The sequence below is a fragment of the Advenella kashmirensis W13003 genome (assembly GCF_000506985.1).
Taxonomy (GTDB): domain Bacteria; phylum Pseudomonadota; class Gammaproteobacteria; order Burkholderiales; family Burkholderiaceae_B; genus Advenella; species Advenella kashmirensis_A.
The window spans coordinates 17,085-30,668 of sequence record NZ_KI650979.1; the positions used below are offsets into that span (position 1 = coordinate 17,085).

Annotated in this window: 15 protein-coding genes, 1 other RNA gene and 1 pseudogene; 7 read left to right on the forward strand and 10 right to left on the reverse strand. The window is 55.1% G+C overall.

Annotated features, from left to right (window positions below; genetic code table 11):
- Positions 1-11: 11 nt before the first annotated feature.
- The gene (locus W822_RS24325) at positions 12-1,790 is read right to left on the reverse strand and encodes a ShlB/FhaC/HecB family hemolysin secretion/activation protein (RefSeq protein ID WP_024003081.1); all 1,779 of its coding nucleotides are present in this window, start codon (positions 1,788-1,790) and stop codon (positions 12-14) included.
- A 234-nt stretch (positions 1,791-2,024) separates the two neighbouring features.
- Positions 2,025-2,501 (reverse strand): Lrp/AsnC family transcriptional regulator, encoded by a 477-nt coding sequence (locus W822_RS24330; RefSeq protein ID WP_024003082.1) that lies wholly within the window; start codon positions 2,499-2,501, stop codon positions 2,025-2,027.
- 139 nt (positions 2,502-2,640) lie between these two features.
- Here W822_RS24330 and hppD point away from each other — a divergent pair, with 139 nt between their 5' ends.
- Positions 2,641-3,756: a 4-hydroxyphenylpyruvate dioxygenase gene (hppD, locus tag W822_RS24335; RefSeq protein WP_024003083.1), complete on the forward strand. Its 1,116-nt coding sequence runs from the start codon at positions 2,641-2,643 to the stop codon at positions 3,754-3,756.
- A 32-nt stretch (positions 3,757-3,788) separates the two neighbouring features.
- On the opposite strand, the gene W822_RS24340 is transcribed toward hppD, so the two are convergent.
- The 3 genes from W822_RS24340 to W822_RS24350 all read right to left on the reverse strand — a co-directional run bounded on the left by W822_RS24340 (position 3,789) and on the right by W822_RS24350 (position 5,319).
- The gene (locus tag W822_RS24340) at positions 3,789-4,340 is read right to left on the reverse strand and encodes a class IV adenylate cyclase (RefSeq protein ID WP_024003084.1); all 552 of its coding nucleotides are present in this window, start codon (positions 4,338-4,340) and stop codon (positions 3,789-3,791) included.
- A 12-nt stretch (positions 4,341-4,352) separates the two neighbouring features.
- Positions 4,353-4,895: a peptide-methionine (S)-S-oxide reductase MsrA gene (gene msrA / locus W822_RS24345; protein WP_253272209.1), complete on the reverse strand. Its 543-nt coding sequence runs from the start codon at positions 4,893-4,895 to the stop codon at positions 4,353-4,355.
- Positions 4,896-4,998: 103 nt separating this feature from the next.
- A complete protein-coding gene (locus tag W822_RS24350) occupies positions 4,999-5,319 on the reverse strand; it encodes a c-type cytochrome (protein ID WP_437177146.1) in 321 nt (106 codons plus the stop codon).
- 141 nt (positions 5,320-5,460) lie between these two features.
- On the opposite strand from W822_RS24350, the gene lgt reads away from it, so the two are divergent.
- Complete coding sequence (gene lgt, locus W822_RS24355; protein WP_024003087.1) at positions 5,461-6,255, forward strand: prolipoprotein diacylglyceryl transferase; 795 nt, start codon at positions 5,461-5,463, stop codon at positions 6,253-6,255.
- On the opposite strand, the gene W822_RS24360 is transcribed toward lgt, so the two are convergent.
- The 4 genes from W822_RS24360 to W822_RS24370 all read right to left on the reverse strand — a co-directional run bounded on the left by W822_RS24360 (position 6,212) and on the right by W822_RS24370 (position 8,063).
- On the reverse strand, positions 6,212-7,051 hold the full coding sequence (locus tag W822_RS24360) for an SIMPL domain-containing protein (RefSeq protein ID WP_024003088.1): 840 nt from the start codon (positions 7,049-7,051) through the stop codon (positions 6,212-6,214). The genes lgt and W822_RS24360 overlap by 44 nt on opposite strands.
- Before the next feature lie 49 nt (positions 7,052-7,100).
- A non-coding RNA gene (ssrS, locus tag W822_RS46050) (6S RNA) lies at positions 7,101-7,282 on the reverse strand.
- 53 nt (positions 7,283-7,335) lie between these two features.
- Positions 7,336-7,650 carry a cell division protein ZapA gene (locus tag W822_RS24365; protein ID WP_024003089.1) on the reverse strand — a complete coding sequence of 105 codons (315 nt, stop codon included), beginning with the start codon at positions 7,648-7,650 and terminating at the stop codon, positions 7,336-7,338.
- Positions 7,650-8,063, reverse strand: coding sequence for a hypothetical protein (locus W822_RS24370; protein ID WP_024003090.1), 414 nt, complete (start codon positions 8,061-8,063; stop codon positions 7,650-7,652). The genes W822_RS24365 and W822_RS24370 overlap by 1 nt, the downstream gene beginning before the upstream one ends.
- 174 nt (positions 8,064-8,237) lie before the next feature.
- On the opposite strand from W822_RS24370, the gene W822_RS24375 reads away from it, so the two are divergent.
- Positions 8,238-9,149, forward strand: coding sequence for an NAD(P)-dependent oxidoreductase (locus tag W822_RS24375; protein WP_024003091.1), 912 nt, complete (start codon positions 8,238-8,240; stop codon positions 9,147-9,149).
- 502 nt (positions 9,150-9,651) lie between these two features.
- Here W822_RS24375 and W822_RS0123000 read toward each other — a convergent pair.
- Positions 9,652-10,155: pseudogene (locus tag W822_RS0123000) on the reverse strand (RNA pyrophosphohydrolase); the annotation flags it as partial.
- A gap of 63 nt (positions 10,156-10,218) precedes the next feature.
- Between W822_RS0123000 and W822_RS24380 the strand changes: the two are divergent.
- The 4 genes from W822_RS24380 to tolR are packed head-to-tail and all read left to right on the forward strand — an operon-like array spanning position 10,219 to position 13,557.
- On the forward strand, positions 10,219-11,961 hold the full coding sequence (locus W822_RS24380; protein ID WP_024003093.1) for a proline--tRNA ligase: 1,743 nt from the start codon (positions 10,219-10,221) through the stop codon (positions 11,959-11,961).
- 56 nt (positions 11,962-12,017) lie between these two features.
- Complete coding sequence (gene ybgC / locus W822_RS24385) at positions 12,018-12,428, forward strand: tol-pal system-associated acyl-CoA thioesterase (RefSeq protein ID WP_024003094.1); 411 nt, start codon at positions 12,018-12,020, stop codon at positions 12,426-12,428.
- A gap of 5 nt (positions 12,429-12,433) precedes the next feature.
- The gene (gene tolQ / locus W822_RS24390) at positions 12,434-13,117 is read left to right on the forward strand and encodes a protein TolQ (RefSeq protein WP_024003095.1); all 684 of its coding nucleotides are present in this window, start codon (positions 12,434-12,436) and stop codon (positions 13,115-13,117) included.
- Positions 13,117-13,557, forward strand: coding sequence for a protein TolR (gene tolR / locus W822_RS24395; protein WP_024003096.1), 441 nt, complete (start codon positions 13,117-13,119; stop codon positions 13,555-13,557). Before tolQ ends, tolR begins: the two co-directional genes overlap by 1 nt.
- The last annotated feature ends 27 nt before the right edge of the window (positions 13,558-13,584 follow it).

Consider the following 13,584-nt stretch of genomic DNA (forward strand, 5'->3'; position numbering starts at 1 on the left):
CTTTACTGCGTTCAATAAGCAATGCTCATTGAAAAACCACTGGCGATGCGCGCGGTTTTGAACGTCTCCGGTTTATGCAACGGTTTTCCGGCAAACAATTCATAGTTAACGTATTTGCCTAACTGGCCACGGATGCCCAGCACGGCGCCCGCCAGGCTGTTTCCGGCCAGATACCGGCTGGCCGGTCCGCCCACCCTGCCGACGTCCAGCCCCAGATACAGCTCCTGTCCAACCAGGACCCCGACCTGCAGCGGCATTGCCAGCTCATTGCGCCAGGCCCATCCGCGCTCGCCCATCAGCACCTGCTCACCGTCAAAGCCGCGCACGGTGTAACGACCGCCGATGGCAAACTGATCCAATGCCACCAGGCGCGTGCTGTTCCATTGCGCACGCAGCGTGCCGTAATAGCGAAACGCCTGTTGTCCTATGCGAAACGGCACGGCTAGTGAGAGGGAACCGGTAACCAGCCGAAAGCGAGAGGTGCCCTCGCCGGTTTGCTCTTCAGGCGCAGCCATGGCCCCGCGGGCACCCGTGCCACGCCGATAGGCCACTGCCACATCAAGCGTGGCACGGCTCAGGTACTCACGATGATTCAGTCCCAGTTCCCACCCGGCGGTACGACGTCGCTGCAACTCAAGCTCTGTGCCATCAATATAGTTATAGGAGCGCCGCTCCCATCCTTTTAAGTACATCTGGGTTTTGCGACGGTTGTCGCGCCAGACCACGCGCGAGAGCGTCAGGTCGGTGCTGCGGCTTTCGCCACTGTAGACGTAGGGTCTGATGCTGGCGGCAATCAGTTGGTGATAGCGAAACCGGTTTGTGTTGAAGGCCAGCTGCCAGTAGCCCCAGGGAATGGAATAATGAAATCCGCTACTGCCGGCGCGACGACGTTGGTTTTTGGTGTTGCCCAGGGTACGGCTGTCGCTCACATAAAAAATATCGTTCAGTGTGAAAATATGATCGGCTGCGACTGTCAATGCAGCCTGATATTTGCCGGTCGCTTTGTTGCCGGCATCATCAACCGACGCAAACACCCGTAAGGGTTTGCTTTGATTCCAGTTGATCAACAACTCGCTTTGGCCCGGCAATTGGCCGGGTCCGATGTCGATGTCTGCTTGCACAGAGGGCAGGCGTCGCAGATTCTCCAGCCCCTGCTCCAGATCCCGCAAATTCAGGAAATCTCCATCAGAAATAGGGATGGCGTTCCAGAAATGCGCCCGAATATCCGAGGTATCGGTGCGCCGGAGTGCGCTGATCGTGCCTGGCACAACGGTCAGGGTCAGATTGCCGTTTGAGATATCCTGGGGTGCCACCAATACACGGGTGGTAACGTAGCCTTGTTCGATGAGCAGATCCTGCAGGCGAACGGCCAGGGTTTGTATGCTTTGGGCGCCCAGGCACAGGCCGATAGGTGAGGCCAAACCACGTCCCCGATCTCGTCCCCCTGTGATGCTGGCCAATGTCGAGGCAAACCGATAGGCATGCTGACCGTCCAGCTGCACGTTGCGAATCTCAAAGCACGGCTTCTCGCCATGGACATAACTGCGCCGCCCTCCCAGCTGATCTGTGGCAGCGAGTTCGTTGAAAAGCCCGCTTTGCTGGTCAGGCGTCTGTTGCTCGCGATCGATGCGCGCCTGGTGCGCGCTCGCCTGCTGTTGCCGCTGGGCGTCCAGTTGTTCCAGACGCTGAGCAAATGAAAGAGAAGCAAAAAGAATTGAAAAAATGCCTGCCAAAACGACGGCAGGCAGAGGCTCGACAAAGAAACGAAATCGTTTGACTACAAAATACATGTTTCGAAATCAACGTGAGTATGCGCAGATTTCGAGAATTTATGCGAAAACACAAATTTTGTAATTTACCTGGATCAAGTTATGACGATTTAGTTGCCCTTTTCATTACGCTGTCGTCGTTTTTCTGCATACATTGAACATGATGGACCACGAGCGTGGAGCCCAAAGCGCATCGCCAATATGCATTCACAAATTCGACCCACACCAGTCACATCCGGCAATCCGGCCTATTGTTCAAACCATCAGCCCCGTACCATCCTTGATTTTCCCCAGCGCAAAGCTTGAGCGCATATCGACCACAGACGGATGCTGCATCAGAACATTCATGGCAAAAGCCGAAAAAGCCGCCAGATCCTGGACCTGCACCCGGAGCAGATAATCCATATCGCCCGACATGGAGTGACATTCCACCACCTCCGGCCACAACTGGACATCACGATTGAAATCCTGCATGGGCGCGTGGCTGGAGCCGCTATGTTTATTCAGACGAATGGACACAAAAGCAATAAGGCCACGCCCGATCTTGTCGGCATCGACCCTGGCCGTATATCCTTTGATATACCCTTCTTCTTCCAGTCGCTTTACACGGCGCAGACAGGGACTGGGCGAGAGGGCAATTTTATCGGCCAGATCCTGGTTGCTGAGCCGGCCGTTTTTCTGCAAAAGGTTCAGAATTTGTCTGTCTGTTTTATCAAGTGCATTTGTTGACATAATATTTCCAAATTAGAACAAAAATTGAACAATAATGCCATTTACAGCTTATTTTAAGCATTTTTTTGCAATCACCTGCCTTGGCTTTTTACATAGAATAGAAGTTTTCGAGAAGAAAAACCATCAGGAGCAACGCTATATGTCTACGACTACTTTTACCCCATGGGACAACCCGATGGGCACCAACGGCTTTGAATTTGTTGAATATACTGCACCCGATCCGGTTGCGCTCGGAAAAGTATTCGAGAAACTGGGGTTCAAGGCCATCGCAAAGCACCGTCATAAAGACGTCACCCTGTATCGCCAGGGTGAAATCAACTTTTTGATCAATGCCGAAAAAAACTCTTTCGCCCAGCGTTTCGCCCGTCTGCATGGCCCTTCTATCTGTGCCATCGCGTTTCGGGTCGACGACGCCACGGCAGCCTATCAGCGCGCCCTGGAACTGGGTGCCTGGGGGTTTGACTCCTGCAGCGGCCCGATGGAACTCAATATCCCGGCCATCAAAGGGATCGGCGATTCACTGATCTATCTGGTTGACCGCTGGAAAGGCAAGAACGGCACGGGCGGTATTGGCGACATTAGTATCTATGACGTCGATTTCGTCGCCATCAACCCGGAGAGCGCAGAAGAAGACATGAATTACCAGGGCGCCGGGCTGAATATTATCGATCACCTGACCCACAATGTACACAAGGGCCGTATGGCCGAATGGGCTGAATTTTACGAACGCCTGTTCAATTTCCGGGAAGTGCGCTATTTCGATATCGAAGGCAAGGTCACCGGTGTCAAGTCCAAGGCCATGACGTCGCCTTGCGGCAAAATCCGTATTCCCATCAACGAGGAAGGAACCGAAGAAAAAGGCCAGATCCAGGAATATCTCGATATGTACAAGGGTGAAGGAATTCAGCATATTGCCCTGGGTACCAACGCCATCTACGACACTATCGAAAACCTGCGCCAGCGCGACCTGCGCTTCCTGGATACGCCCGATACCTACTACGAATTGCTGGACACACGCCTGCCTGGTCATGGGGAAGACCTGGAACGCCTCAAGAAAAACCGTATTCTGCTCGATGGCGGACCCAACAATGATTTGCTGCTGCAAATTTTTACCGAAAACCAGATCGGTCCGATTTTCTTTGAAATCATCCAGCGCAAAGGCAATGAAGGGTTCGGCGAAGGCAACTTCAAGGCCCTGTTCGAATCCATCGAACTAGATCAAATGCGCCGCGGCGTATTACGCGAGGTCGAGTAAGGCAGCGAATAGCGGCTTGCCGCCGCGCTTCGTTAACGCAATTCGGCTGCCCCGGCAGCAGCCGGATCTGCATTCTGCCGCCTGAGCATGTCCAGATACGCGTCTTCAATCAACTGATCGGGGCCCACGCCCAGGCTTGCCATCAGTGCGTGGGCCTCGGCAATCCCGTCGGCCAGCGACTCCCCGTCTGCCATCACCACTTCCAATTCCAGGAATTCGCCCAACTGCTCGACCCGGTCCAGATGCATTCTGGTACGACCCGCCATGATCAGGGTCCGGTGTTTAACGACCCGTCCAAGCGTACCTTGGGCGGCAGCCAGCACATCACGCAACTGTCGCGGTTGCGACGTGGTGGTGATCTGGTAAAAAGACGCCTTCGGGCCGGCCTGATCGACACGCTGATAAAAGATCAATTCACCGTGCGTCTCATCAAACATCCGCAGCTTCAGACGCCCGTTCTCACAACGAAAAAAAGTATCGTCCTGGCTGATCTCTACGGGAGCCGCCGATGCGATCGCCAATGCCTTGGGCAGCAAGGCTGCGAGGCTGTCGATGCGCGCCTTGATTTCAATGTTACGTGCCATTCCTGGTCAATCTCACACGCCAGGTTTGAGCTTATCGGAATGGCGCTTTCTGAATTTTTCCACTTTGGGAGAAATCACGAAAGCGCAATACGACTGGTTCGGATGCTGAATGAAATAATCGTCATGGATACGCTCAGCCGGCCAAAACGTGGCCGCCGGCAGCAGTTTGGTCACGATCGGATCGGCAAAATCGGCCTGCCGCTGCGCGATAACTGAAGCCGCAATCTCTTTTTGCGCCTCGCTTTGCCAGAAGATAGCCGACGCATACTGCGGGCCCACATCGTTACCCTGCCGGTCCGGCGTGGTGGGATCGTGGGTGTCGAAAAAAATCTCCAGCAAATCCCGATAGCCAATGACAGCGGGGTCGAACTGAACCTGCACCACTTCGATGTGTCCCGTATCTTTCCCGCACACTTGTTCATAGCTGGGATTCTGCACATGCCCGCCGCTGTAGCCCGACTTGACGGACTGCACCCCATGCAACTGCTGAAAGACCGCCTCGGAACACCAGAAGCAACCACTTCCCAATACCGCTGTTTCAATTTGAGCAGCCAAAATATCTACCTCCAAAAATACCTGTCGACATCATCCTATTCGTACTGTGTACAGGCCGGACGAAGGAGGCACTGGGAGCCGATCACCAGATGAAGCATGGCTCCTATTTCGCCGCTTCAGGCACAGCCAGCGACAATATCCAGCCGGCCAGCGCCAGCGCTTCTTCTTCCGTTACCTGCGGTTGTGCCGGCATGGGCACCGCCCCCCAGCGACCGCGCCCGCCCTTGCGGATACTGTTGGCCAGATAGGTAACCATCTGCTTATCGCCCGCCTTGTAGCGATCGGCAACCGCGGCAAAGGGCGGTCCGACCCGCGCTCTGTCCACCTGGTGGCATCCCATGCAAATGTTGTCCTTTGCCAGTTGCGGCCCGTCTGCCAGTGACTGCGCTTGCGCCGGCACGATACTGACAACAAATAATGCCAAACCGGCAGCAATCCTTTTTCCTGACACGACGATAACCTTTCAAATATATTAACAATTTACTTGCGTTCATTTTACCCGACGCCAAGCAAAGCGACGTCCACACCTTTATACTTTGGACTTCAACATCGCATTTTGGTTCTTATGATTGCATATCCCGAATTTAATCCGATTGCACTTGAAATCGGCCCGCTCAAGATTCACTGGTATGGCCTGATGTATGTGGCCGCATTCGCCCTGCTGTGGTTGCTGGGCAAGTACCGTATCAAGAAAGGCATGATACGGCTCACCGTTTCCGAATTCGAAGATTTGATTTTCTACGGCGTCATGGGCGTCGTGCTCGGCGGTCGGCTGGGTTATGTGCTGTTTTACCAACCAGGCTATTATTTTTCCAATCCCCTGCATATTTTTTCCGTGTGGGACGGTGGCATGTCATTCCACGGCGGGCTGATTGGCGTATTGGTGGTGTTATATCTGTTCGCACACAAAAAAGGCATGACATTTTTTGAAGTAGCCGATTTCATTGCGCCGCTGGTGCCGCCTGGCCTGGCCATGGGACGAATCGGCAATTTCATTAACGGGGAATTGTGGGGCCGCCCATCCGATCTGCCCTGGGCCATGGTGTTTCCGCAAGGCGGGCCCATCGCGCGCCATCCTTCTCAGTTATACGAAATGCTGGCCGAGGGGGTAATCCTGTTTGCGGTGGTCTGGATATTTTCGTCGAAGAAACGCTGGGTGGGCCAGACCAGCGGCGTCTTTATGGCGGGCTATGGTCTTGCCCGGTTCCTGGTGGAATACACGCGTGAACCGGACAGTTTCCTGGGGACCCTGAGCCTGGGGCTCTCGATGGGGCAATGGCTGTCATTGCCCATGATCGTGCTGGGTGTCCTGATCTTTATTTGGGCAACAAAAAGATCACTCCCTCCATCGACAGTGTGACCGTTTCCTTACCAGCCTCAATCGCGGGGCCGGCTTTGGCGGCACTCATGGCCATCATCCGTGGCTGGTAACTCTCAGGCTGCCCGGCATTGCCCAGGCGCAACGACTTGATTCGATAGCCGCCGAACTCCAGGGCAGTCACCGCATCCTGGGCACGCGTCTTGAACGCTTTGGTGGTCGCTGTCAGCAACCGTTTCTCTATGGTTTCGCGGGCTTCACGAGACAGGGAAAAGCGAATCCCGTCCAGCGCCATATCTTCATCGACATCTGCGGCAAACTGGCTCGCCTTCTCCATATTTTTGGACGTAATCAGCAATTCACCGCGAGCCACCCAGGTTCCGCCCGCCTCTTCATCTTTGCCTTGCTGGGCATCCCCCGCTTTGCCGGCGTTTGCCACAGGCTTGACCGGAGGATTGTTATCGCGTTCGAACCAGACTTGGTAAGACCCTGTTTTGACCTCCAGCTCCGTATCGGCCTTGGCCTTGTCGCGTACTTTGTTCATTGTTTCATTCACACTGCGCGACAGTTCCACCTGGTTATCGCCCCGTACTTCCTTATTCAAGGTCAGAGTAACGGTATCTTGCGCCACCGTTTCGGATGCCGAAGCGTTCAATGCAAGCGTGGGTTCTTTCGCGGCCTGCTCACGATGATGCCCCTTGCCATCCTGGGCCAGAGCGGTCGTGGCCGGCAGGACCGCAGCGCCCAGGGCAAGCATGGCAATGAACGTGGCACGGGATAGAACCGTTTTTGGAGATGGAACCGCTTTGGGAAAGACGCGCTGGGAATGTGGCTGCATGAATAACTCCGAAAAAAAAACGAGCCATCACAGCTCGTTTTGTAGAAAAAATGGCCCCGCTTGTACCGTCTAGGCCGGCACCTCGAACCCTTCAGTTCAAAGTTGGCTACCTTCAACAGAGCGTCGGGTTCATCTGACTAGAGACGATCACACCAACTCTGTAATCCAGCGGCCGTTGCCATAAGCATAGGTAAGAGATGTAAAGCCAAGTCACGAATACAGCAGGGACAAACTGTTAGGTTCAACTGTACAGAAAAACATGTACAAGTTAAACCCGATATTGATTAAAGTTTTTTCAGATCGTTAAGGCCGGAGTCCAGTAACGTATTGAGTTCCTCTATTTTACTCTTGAATTCACCGTATTGCATCCCGCCAAAGGCATCATCGCCTGTTTTGACGGAGAGCAGATCGGACGCCATTTGAATGCAGGCCATAATGGCAATGCGTTCATTGCTGGCAGACGTCATGCCGCCGGAGCCCTTGATTTTCAGCATGAGCTGGTCGGCCAGTTTAACAGCCGAGAGCAGTTTCTGCTTTTCATCGGGATTGCATGCCAAAGAAAAATCACGCCCCAGAATAGAGACATCTACGCGTTCCATTACCTTACTCCTTCTGACGCATTACCCGGCAGGTTGGCCAGGACGCGCTCAACTTTGTCACGCGCGGTTCTGGCGCTCTCTTTCAGGGCATTCGCTTCGTTTTTGGCAGCAGCCAGCTGCTGCTTGACGCTTTGGAGCTCGGACGTCGTGCTCTCCAGCGTCTGGCGCAATTGCACGTTCTCTGCCTGGGCCTGCTCCCGTATGCCATTCACTTCATTGTTGTGATTGGCAAGGCGTTCGCTGATGACCTTGAACTCGTCTTCCCGCTGGTCCAGACGACTTTGCAGACCCGCCCGTTCCTCGTCAGTCTGCTTGAGTCTGTCCGTCAGTGATTGCCGTTCTGAAGCAAGCTGTTTCGTGAGCTGAACCAGCTGCCCGATACGGACAGCAACTTGATCTAAATCCTGAAGCATAGTGGTATCACGTTCTCAAAATAAGCGGCCACGCGCGAAGACGTTGCGGTGCACACGGATTTAATTAAATGAGTTTGAATTTTACCTGTTCTGAGGCATATTTCCAAAAATTAGACGCAAACAGGTACTATTTACCTTCTATTACCAATCGCTTCCAATTCGTTCAGGTGCATAATGGCTTCAGTTACAGATAAACAGTACGACCCGGTCCCCCCCACGAAAGTCGCATTTATTGGTTTGGGCGTCATGGGTTTCCCCATGGCCGGCCATCTGGCCCGAGCCGGCCACGACGTGACCGTCTACAACCGGACCGCTGCCAAAAGCGAGAGCTGGGTCGCCGAGTTCGGCGGTCGCAGCGCGCCCACGCCAGCCCAGGCTGCGGAAGGGGCAGACATCGTGTTCTGCTGCGTCGGCAATGACAATGATCTGCGCAGCGTCACAACCGGCGACGACGGTGCATTTCACGCCATGAAAAAGGGCGCGGTTTTTGTCGACCATACTACCGCCTCTGCAGACGTGGCCCGTGAACTGGCCGCCGCGGCACGCGAAGGTCAATTCAGCTTTATCGATGCGCCTGTTTCGGGCGGACAGGCAGGTGCCGTGGGCGGTGTACTCACCGTGATGTGCGGCGGCGAACAAGCCGTATTTGACCGAATCAAACCGGTGGCGAGCCACTATGCCCGTGCGGTCACCCTGCTGGGCGAGCATGGCGCAGGTCAACTGGCCAAAATGGTCAATCAGATTTGCATTGCCGGCCTGGTTCAGGGCCTGTCCGAAGCCATCGCCTTTGGCCAGCGCGCCAATCTCGACATGAATGCGGTCCTGGATGTCATCAGCAAGGGCGCTGCCCAAAGCTGGCAAATGGAGAACCGGGGTAAGACCATGGTCGAAGGCAAGTTCGACTTCGGGTTTGCCGTCGACTGGATGCGCAAAGATCTGGGACTGGTTCTGGACGAAGCCAAACGCAACGGCGCATTGCTGCCAGTCACGGCAGTCGTCGATCAATTCTATGCGGAAGTACAGCAAAATGGCGGCCAGCGTTGGGATACATCCAGCCTGATCACCCGCCTGACCCCGCGCAAATAATACGCGGCAGGCTCCGGTACAAAAAAACGCGGTTGTTGAACTGTCCCCAGTCAGCTGGACAATTCATATACCGCGCTTTTTGCTACTGGGCCGTTGATTTCTACCGACCCGCCGGAACGAAATATTTGACCCGGCATGCATCCCGATCAGGACGACGGCGGGCCGCATTCTATCGGGATACCAGCACCGCCTTGACCTGAACTGCCTGCGCCTTGCTGTCTGAATGCTTGCGTCCGCCACGCCCGTGACGCGACGTGGGCTTCTGATTGCCTCCTGGCGCCGTGCGTGCGGCCTGACCTGACTCAAAGCCCCGTTTGGCAACAGGTTTGACGTTCTGGCGGCCGGCAACAACCGCTTTACCGGCCCTGGGCGTCGGTACCTCTTTGGCACCCTGCAATGCAGCCGCACCCGGACCGGTCACCACTTGCCCTGCCGGTTTGCCCTTCGCCTCCCCCGCCTCGCGTGGTCGCGCATTTTTCCGCGACCCGTTGCCCGCAGCGTTTCGGTGGCGCAGAAAGCGCGCCTCGGCATGCCGGCGAAACAGAATATCCGACAGTTCCTTGAGCGCCCGGTGGTATACATCCCGTTTGAATTCGATCACCACATCCAGCGGTACCCAATAGGTATGCCAGCGCCAGGCATCGAATTCAGGGTGGTGCGACGCACGCAGACTGACATCGGTGTCCTTGCCTACCAGCCGCAAAAGAAACCAGATTTGCTTCTGCCCCTTATAATGACCGCGTGAATCCCGCCTGACGAAATTGTCCGGGACGTTATAACGCAGCCAGTCTCGTGTTCGACCTAATATTCGTACATGCTCGGGCTTAAGACCCACTTCCTCCTGAAGTTCCCGATACATGGCCTGAACAGGCGTTTCGCCATATTTGATGCCGCCTTGTGGAAACTGCCAGGAATGTTCTCGAATTCTTTTGCCCCAAAAGACCTCATTCTTCTGGTTTACGAGGATAATACCAACATTAGGACGGTAGCCTTCGCGATCAAGCATGCGGCCACTCCCATTTTTAAATACAATTGTCTTTGATTATACGTATCAATTGAACCGGTAGCCATGTTAGCCTCAAAATTTCACCTAAATACTTTGAAAGAAGCCCCTGCGGAAGCAGAAATCATCAGTCATCAGCTCATGACGCGTGCCGGAATGATCCGCAAGCACGCCGGTGGTATCTACACTTATATGCCGCTGGCCCTCAGAACCCTGCGCAAGGTGGAAGCCATCGTGCGTGACGAAATGAACAATGCGGGCGCCATCGAACTGTTGATGCCGGTCGTCCAGCCTGCTGAATTGTGGATGGAGTCCGGACGCTGGGTGCAATATGGCCCTGAATTGCTGCGCATCAAGGATCGTCACCAGCGCGATTTTGTCTTACAACCCACCTCCGAAGAAGTGGTAACCGACATTGCGCGCAACGAAATTCACAGCTGGCGCCAATTGCCGGTCAATTTCTATCATATCCAGACCAAATTCCGCGATGAACGCCGCCCCCGCTTCGGCCTGATGCGTGGGCGCGAATTTACCATGAAGGATGCCTATTCCTTCGACCGTGATGCCGAATCGGCACAGGCCAGCTACGACGCCATGTACAACGCCTACATGAGAATCTTTTCCCGGCTGGGTCTGAATTTTCGCGCGGTGGCGGCCGACACCGGTTCCATCGGCGGCGATCGCAGCCACGAGTTCCAGGTCATTGCCGATACCGGTGAAGATCTGATCGTCTACAACCCCGATTCCCAATACGCCGCCAACATCGAACTGGCCGACGCGCCCTGCCTGCTTGAGTCTCGCGCAGCGCCTGCACAAGAACTTCAGGAAGTGGCCACGCCAAACGCCAGCAAATGCGAAATCGTGGCCGAACAACTGGGCGTCAGCCTGGAAAAAACCGTCAAGGCCGTGGTATTTATGACCACGCCCAAAGACGCCCCCGGCCAGCTATGGCTGCTGATGGTTCGCGGCGATCATGAAGTCAATGAAGTGAAAATCGGCAAACTGCCCGCCTTCAAAGAGGGCTACCGCATGGCGACCGAAGAAGAAATCATGGAATACTTCGGCTCCAAACCGGGCTTCCTGGGACCGGTCAAGACAGTCAAGCCAGTCAATCTGCTGGCAGACCGCACTGTGGCCAATATGGCTGATTTCATTTGTGGTGCGAACCGCGAGGAATATCACTACACGGGTGTCAACTGGGGACGCGACCTGCCTGAGCCCGAAGTCGCCGACTTGCGCAACGTGGTCGCGGGCGACCCAGCCACCGATGGCCCGGGCGCGCTGGCGATCCAGCGTGGCATCGAGGTCGGCCATGTGTTCTTCCTGGGTGATAAGTATTCTGAAAAACTCAAGGCGACGTTCCTGAACGAACAGGGCAAGCCCGAACCGCTGCAAATGGGCTGCTACGGGATCGGCATCAGCCGCATCATGGCCGCTGCCATCGAACAGAACCATGACGACAAGGGCATTATCTGGCCTCTGGCCATGGCGCCTTTCGAAGTCGTCATCTGCCCGATCGGCCTGGCCAAGAGCGAAGCGGTACAGGAGCAGGCCCGGCAACTTTATGATGCGCTGCGCCAGGATGGCGTGGACGTCATCCTGGATGATCGCGATGTGCGTCCGGGCGTGATGTTTTCTGAATGGGAACTGATAGGTGTTCCAATTCGTATCACAATTGGCGATCGCGGGCTGAAAGATGGTATCGTCGAAGTGCAATCCCGTCATTTGCCAGAGGGGCAGAAGGTTCCTGTTGCAGAAATGTTAACAAGAATCAAATCCCTTTATGACGAACTGAAAAACACGTTATGATTTCGTGATTTTCTTGGATATTTATACATTGCTGTCGTGTTGTAAGGTCTGATCTGTTGGAAAATTCGTTTCATTTTCCCGTTCGCGTTTATTACGAAGATACCGATGCGGGTGGCGTAGTGTTCTACGCCAATTACCTGAAGTTCTTCGAACGCGCACGCACCGAGTGGCTGCGTCATCTTGGGGTCAGCCAGACAGCGCTGGCGGGCAGCGACAGGCTGATCTTTATAGTGGTCAATACCCAGTTGCGGTACCGGTCGCCGGCTCGTCTCGATGACCTGCTCGACATCCGCAGCCGCATCACCAAAATGGGCGCTGCCTCGGTCCATTTTGAGCAGGTAGCGCAGCGCGATGGCACCCGGCTGGTCGAGAGCCAGATCCAGGTATGCAGTGTAAATGCGGACACATTTCGTCCGACCCCGATACCAACACCTATCCGACAACTATTTCCTTTCGTGCAGGACTAGATTTTATGCAACCTACCACCCCCGAAGAGATGTCGATTATCTCGCTGATTGTCAACGCGAGCTTACCCGTTCAGATCATTATGCTGATTCTGGTGATTATTTCGGTTCTATCCTGGACCTATATCATCAGCAAGCGCATCGCTTTGAAGCGCGCGCGCAATCAGACACGGGATTTCGAGGATTCATTCTGGAAAGGCGGCGACCTGACCACCCTGCACCAGTCGGTCGCGCAAAACAGCGAAGAGGAAGGCCCGCTGGCCCGCATCTTTGAATCGGGCATGGACGAGTTCCTGAAGGCACGCCGCAACGGTGTCAAGGAAGTCAACGCCCTGCTGGACGGCCCTCACCGGGCAATGCGCGCCACCTACCAGCGCGAACTGGACTCGCTCGACTCCAATCTGAATTTCCTGGCTTCTGCCGGCTCGGTCAGTCCGTATATCGGCCTGCTGGGTACCGTCTGGGGCATCATGCATTCATTCATCGGCCTGTCGGGCACCGCGCAAGCGACCCTGGCTGCCGTGGCTCCCGGCATTGCCGAAGCGCTGATTGCCACCGCTATCGGTCTGTTCGCAGCCATTCCCGCTGTCCTGGCTTACAACCATTTCTCGAACGATATCGACAAACTGGCCAGCCGCTTCGACAGTTTCATTGACGAATTTCTGAATATTTTGCAACGCCAGGTTCGCTAATGGCCAGAATACAAACCCGCCGCGGCCGCAGTCGCCGCATGAAAAACGAGATGAACGTCGTGCCGTATATCGACGTGATGCTTGTACTGCTGGTGATTTTCATGGTGACCGCTCCCATGATTACGCCCGGACTGATCAATCTTCCCTCGGTGGGCCAGGCCTCTGCCGTTCCGGCCACACCGGTCGAGATTGAAATGTCCGAGAACGGCGAAATGAAAGTGCGCCAGCGCACGGCAGGCAAGAACTTCCAGACAATCGACAAAACCAATCTGGTTGAAGAAGTCAAAGCCCTGGTGGAACCTGACAGCCCGGTTGTGATTGCTGCCGACGGCAAGGTGCCTTACGAGGAAGTCATGAAAGTCATGGACACGCTGCGCAGCAGCGGCCTCACACGCCTGGGCCTGCTGGTCAATCAGAAATCCGCAGACGGCAAACAGTAAGCCGCCTCGCCTATTCTCACTGTCAAC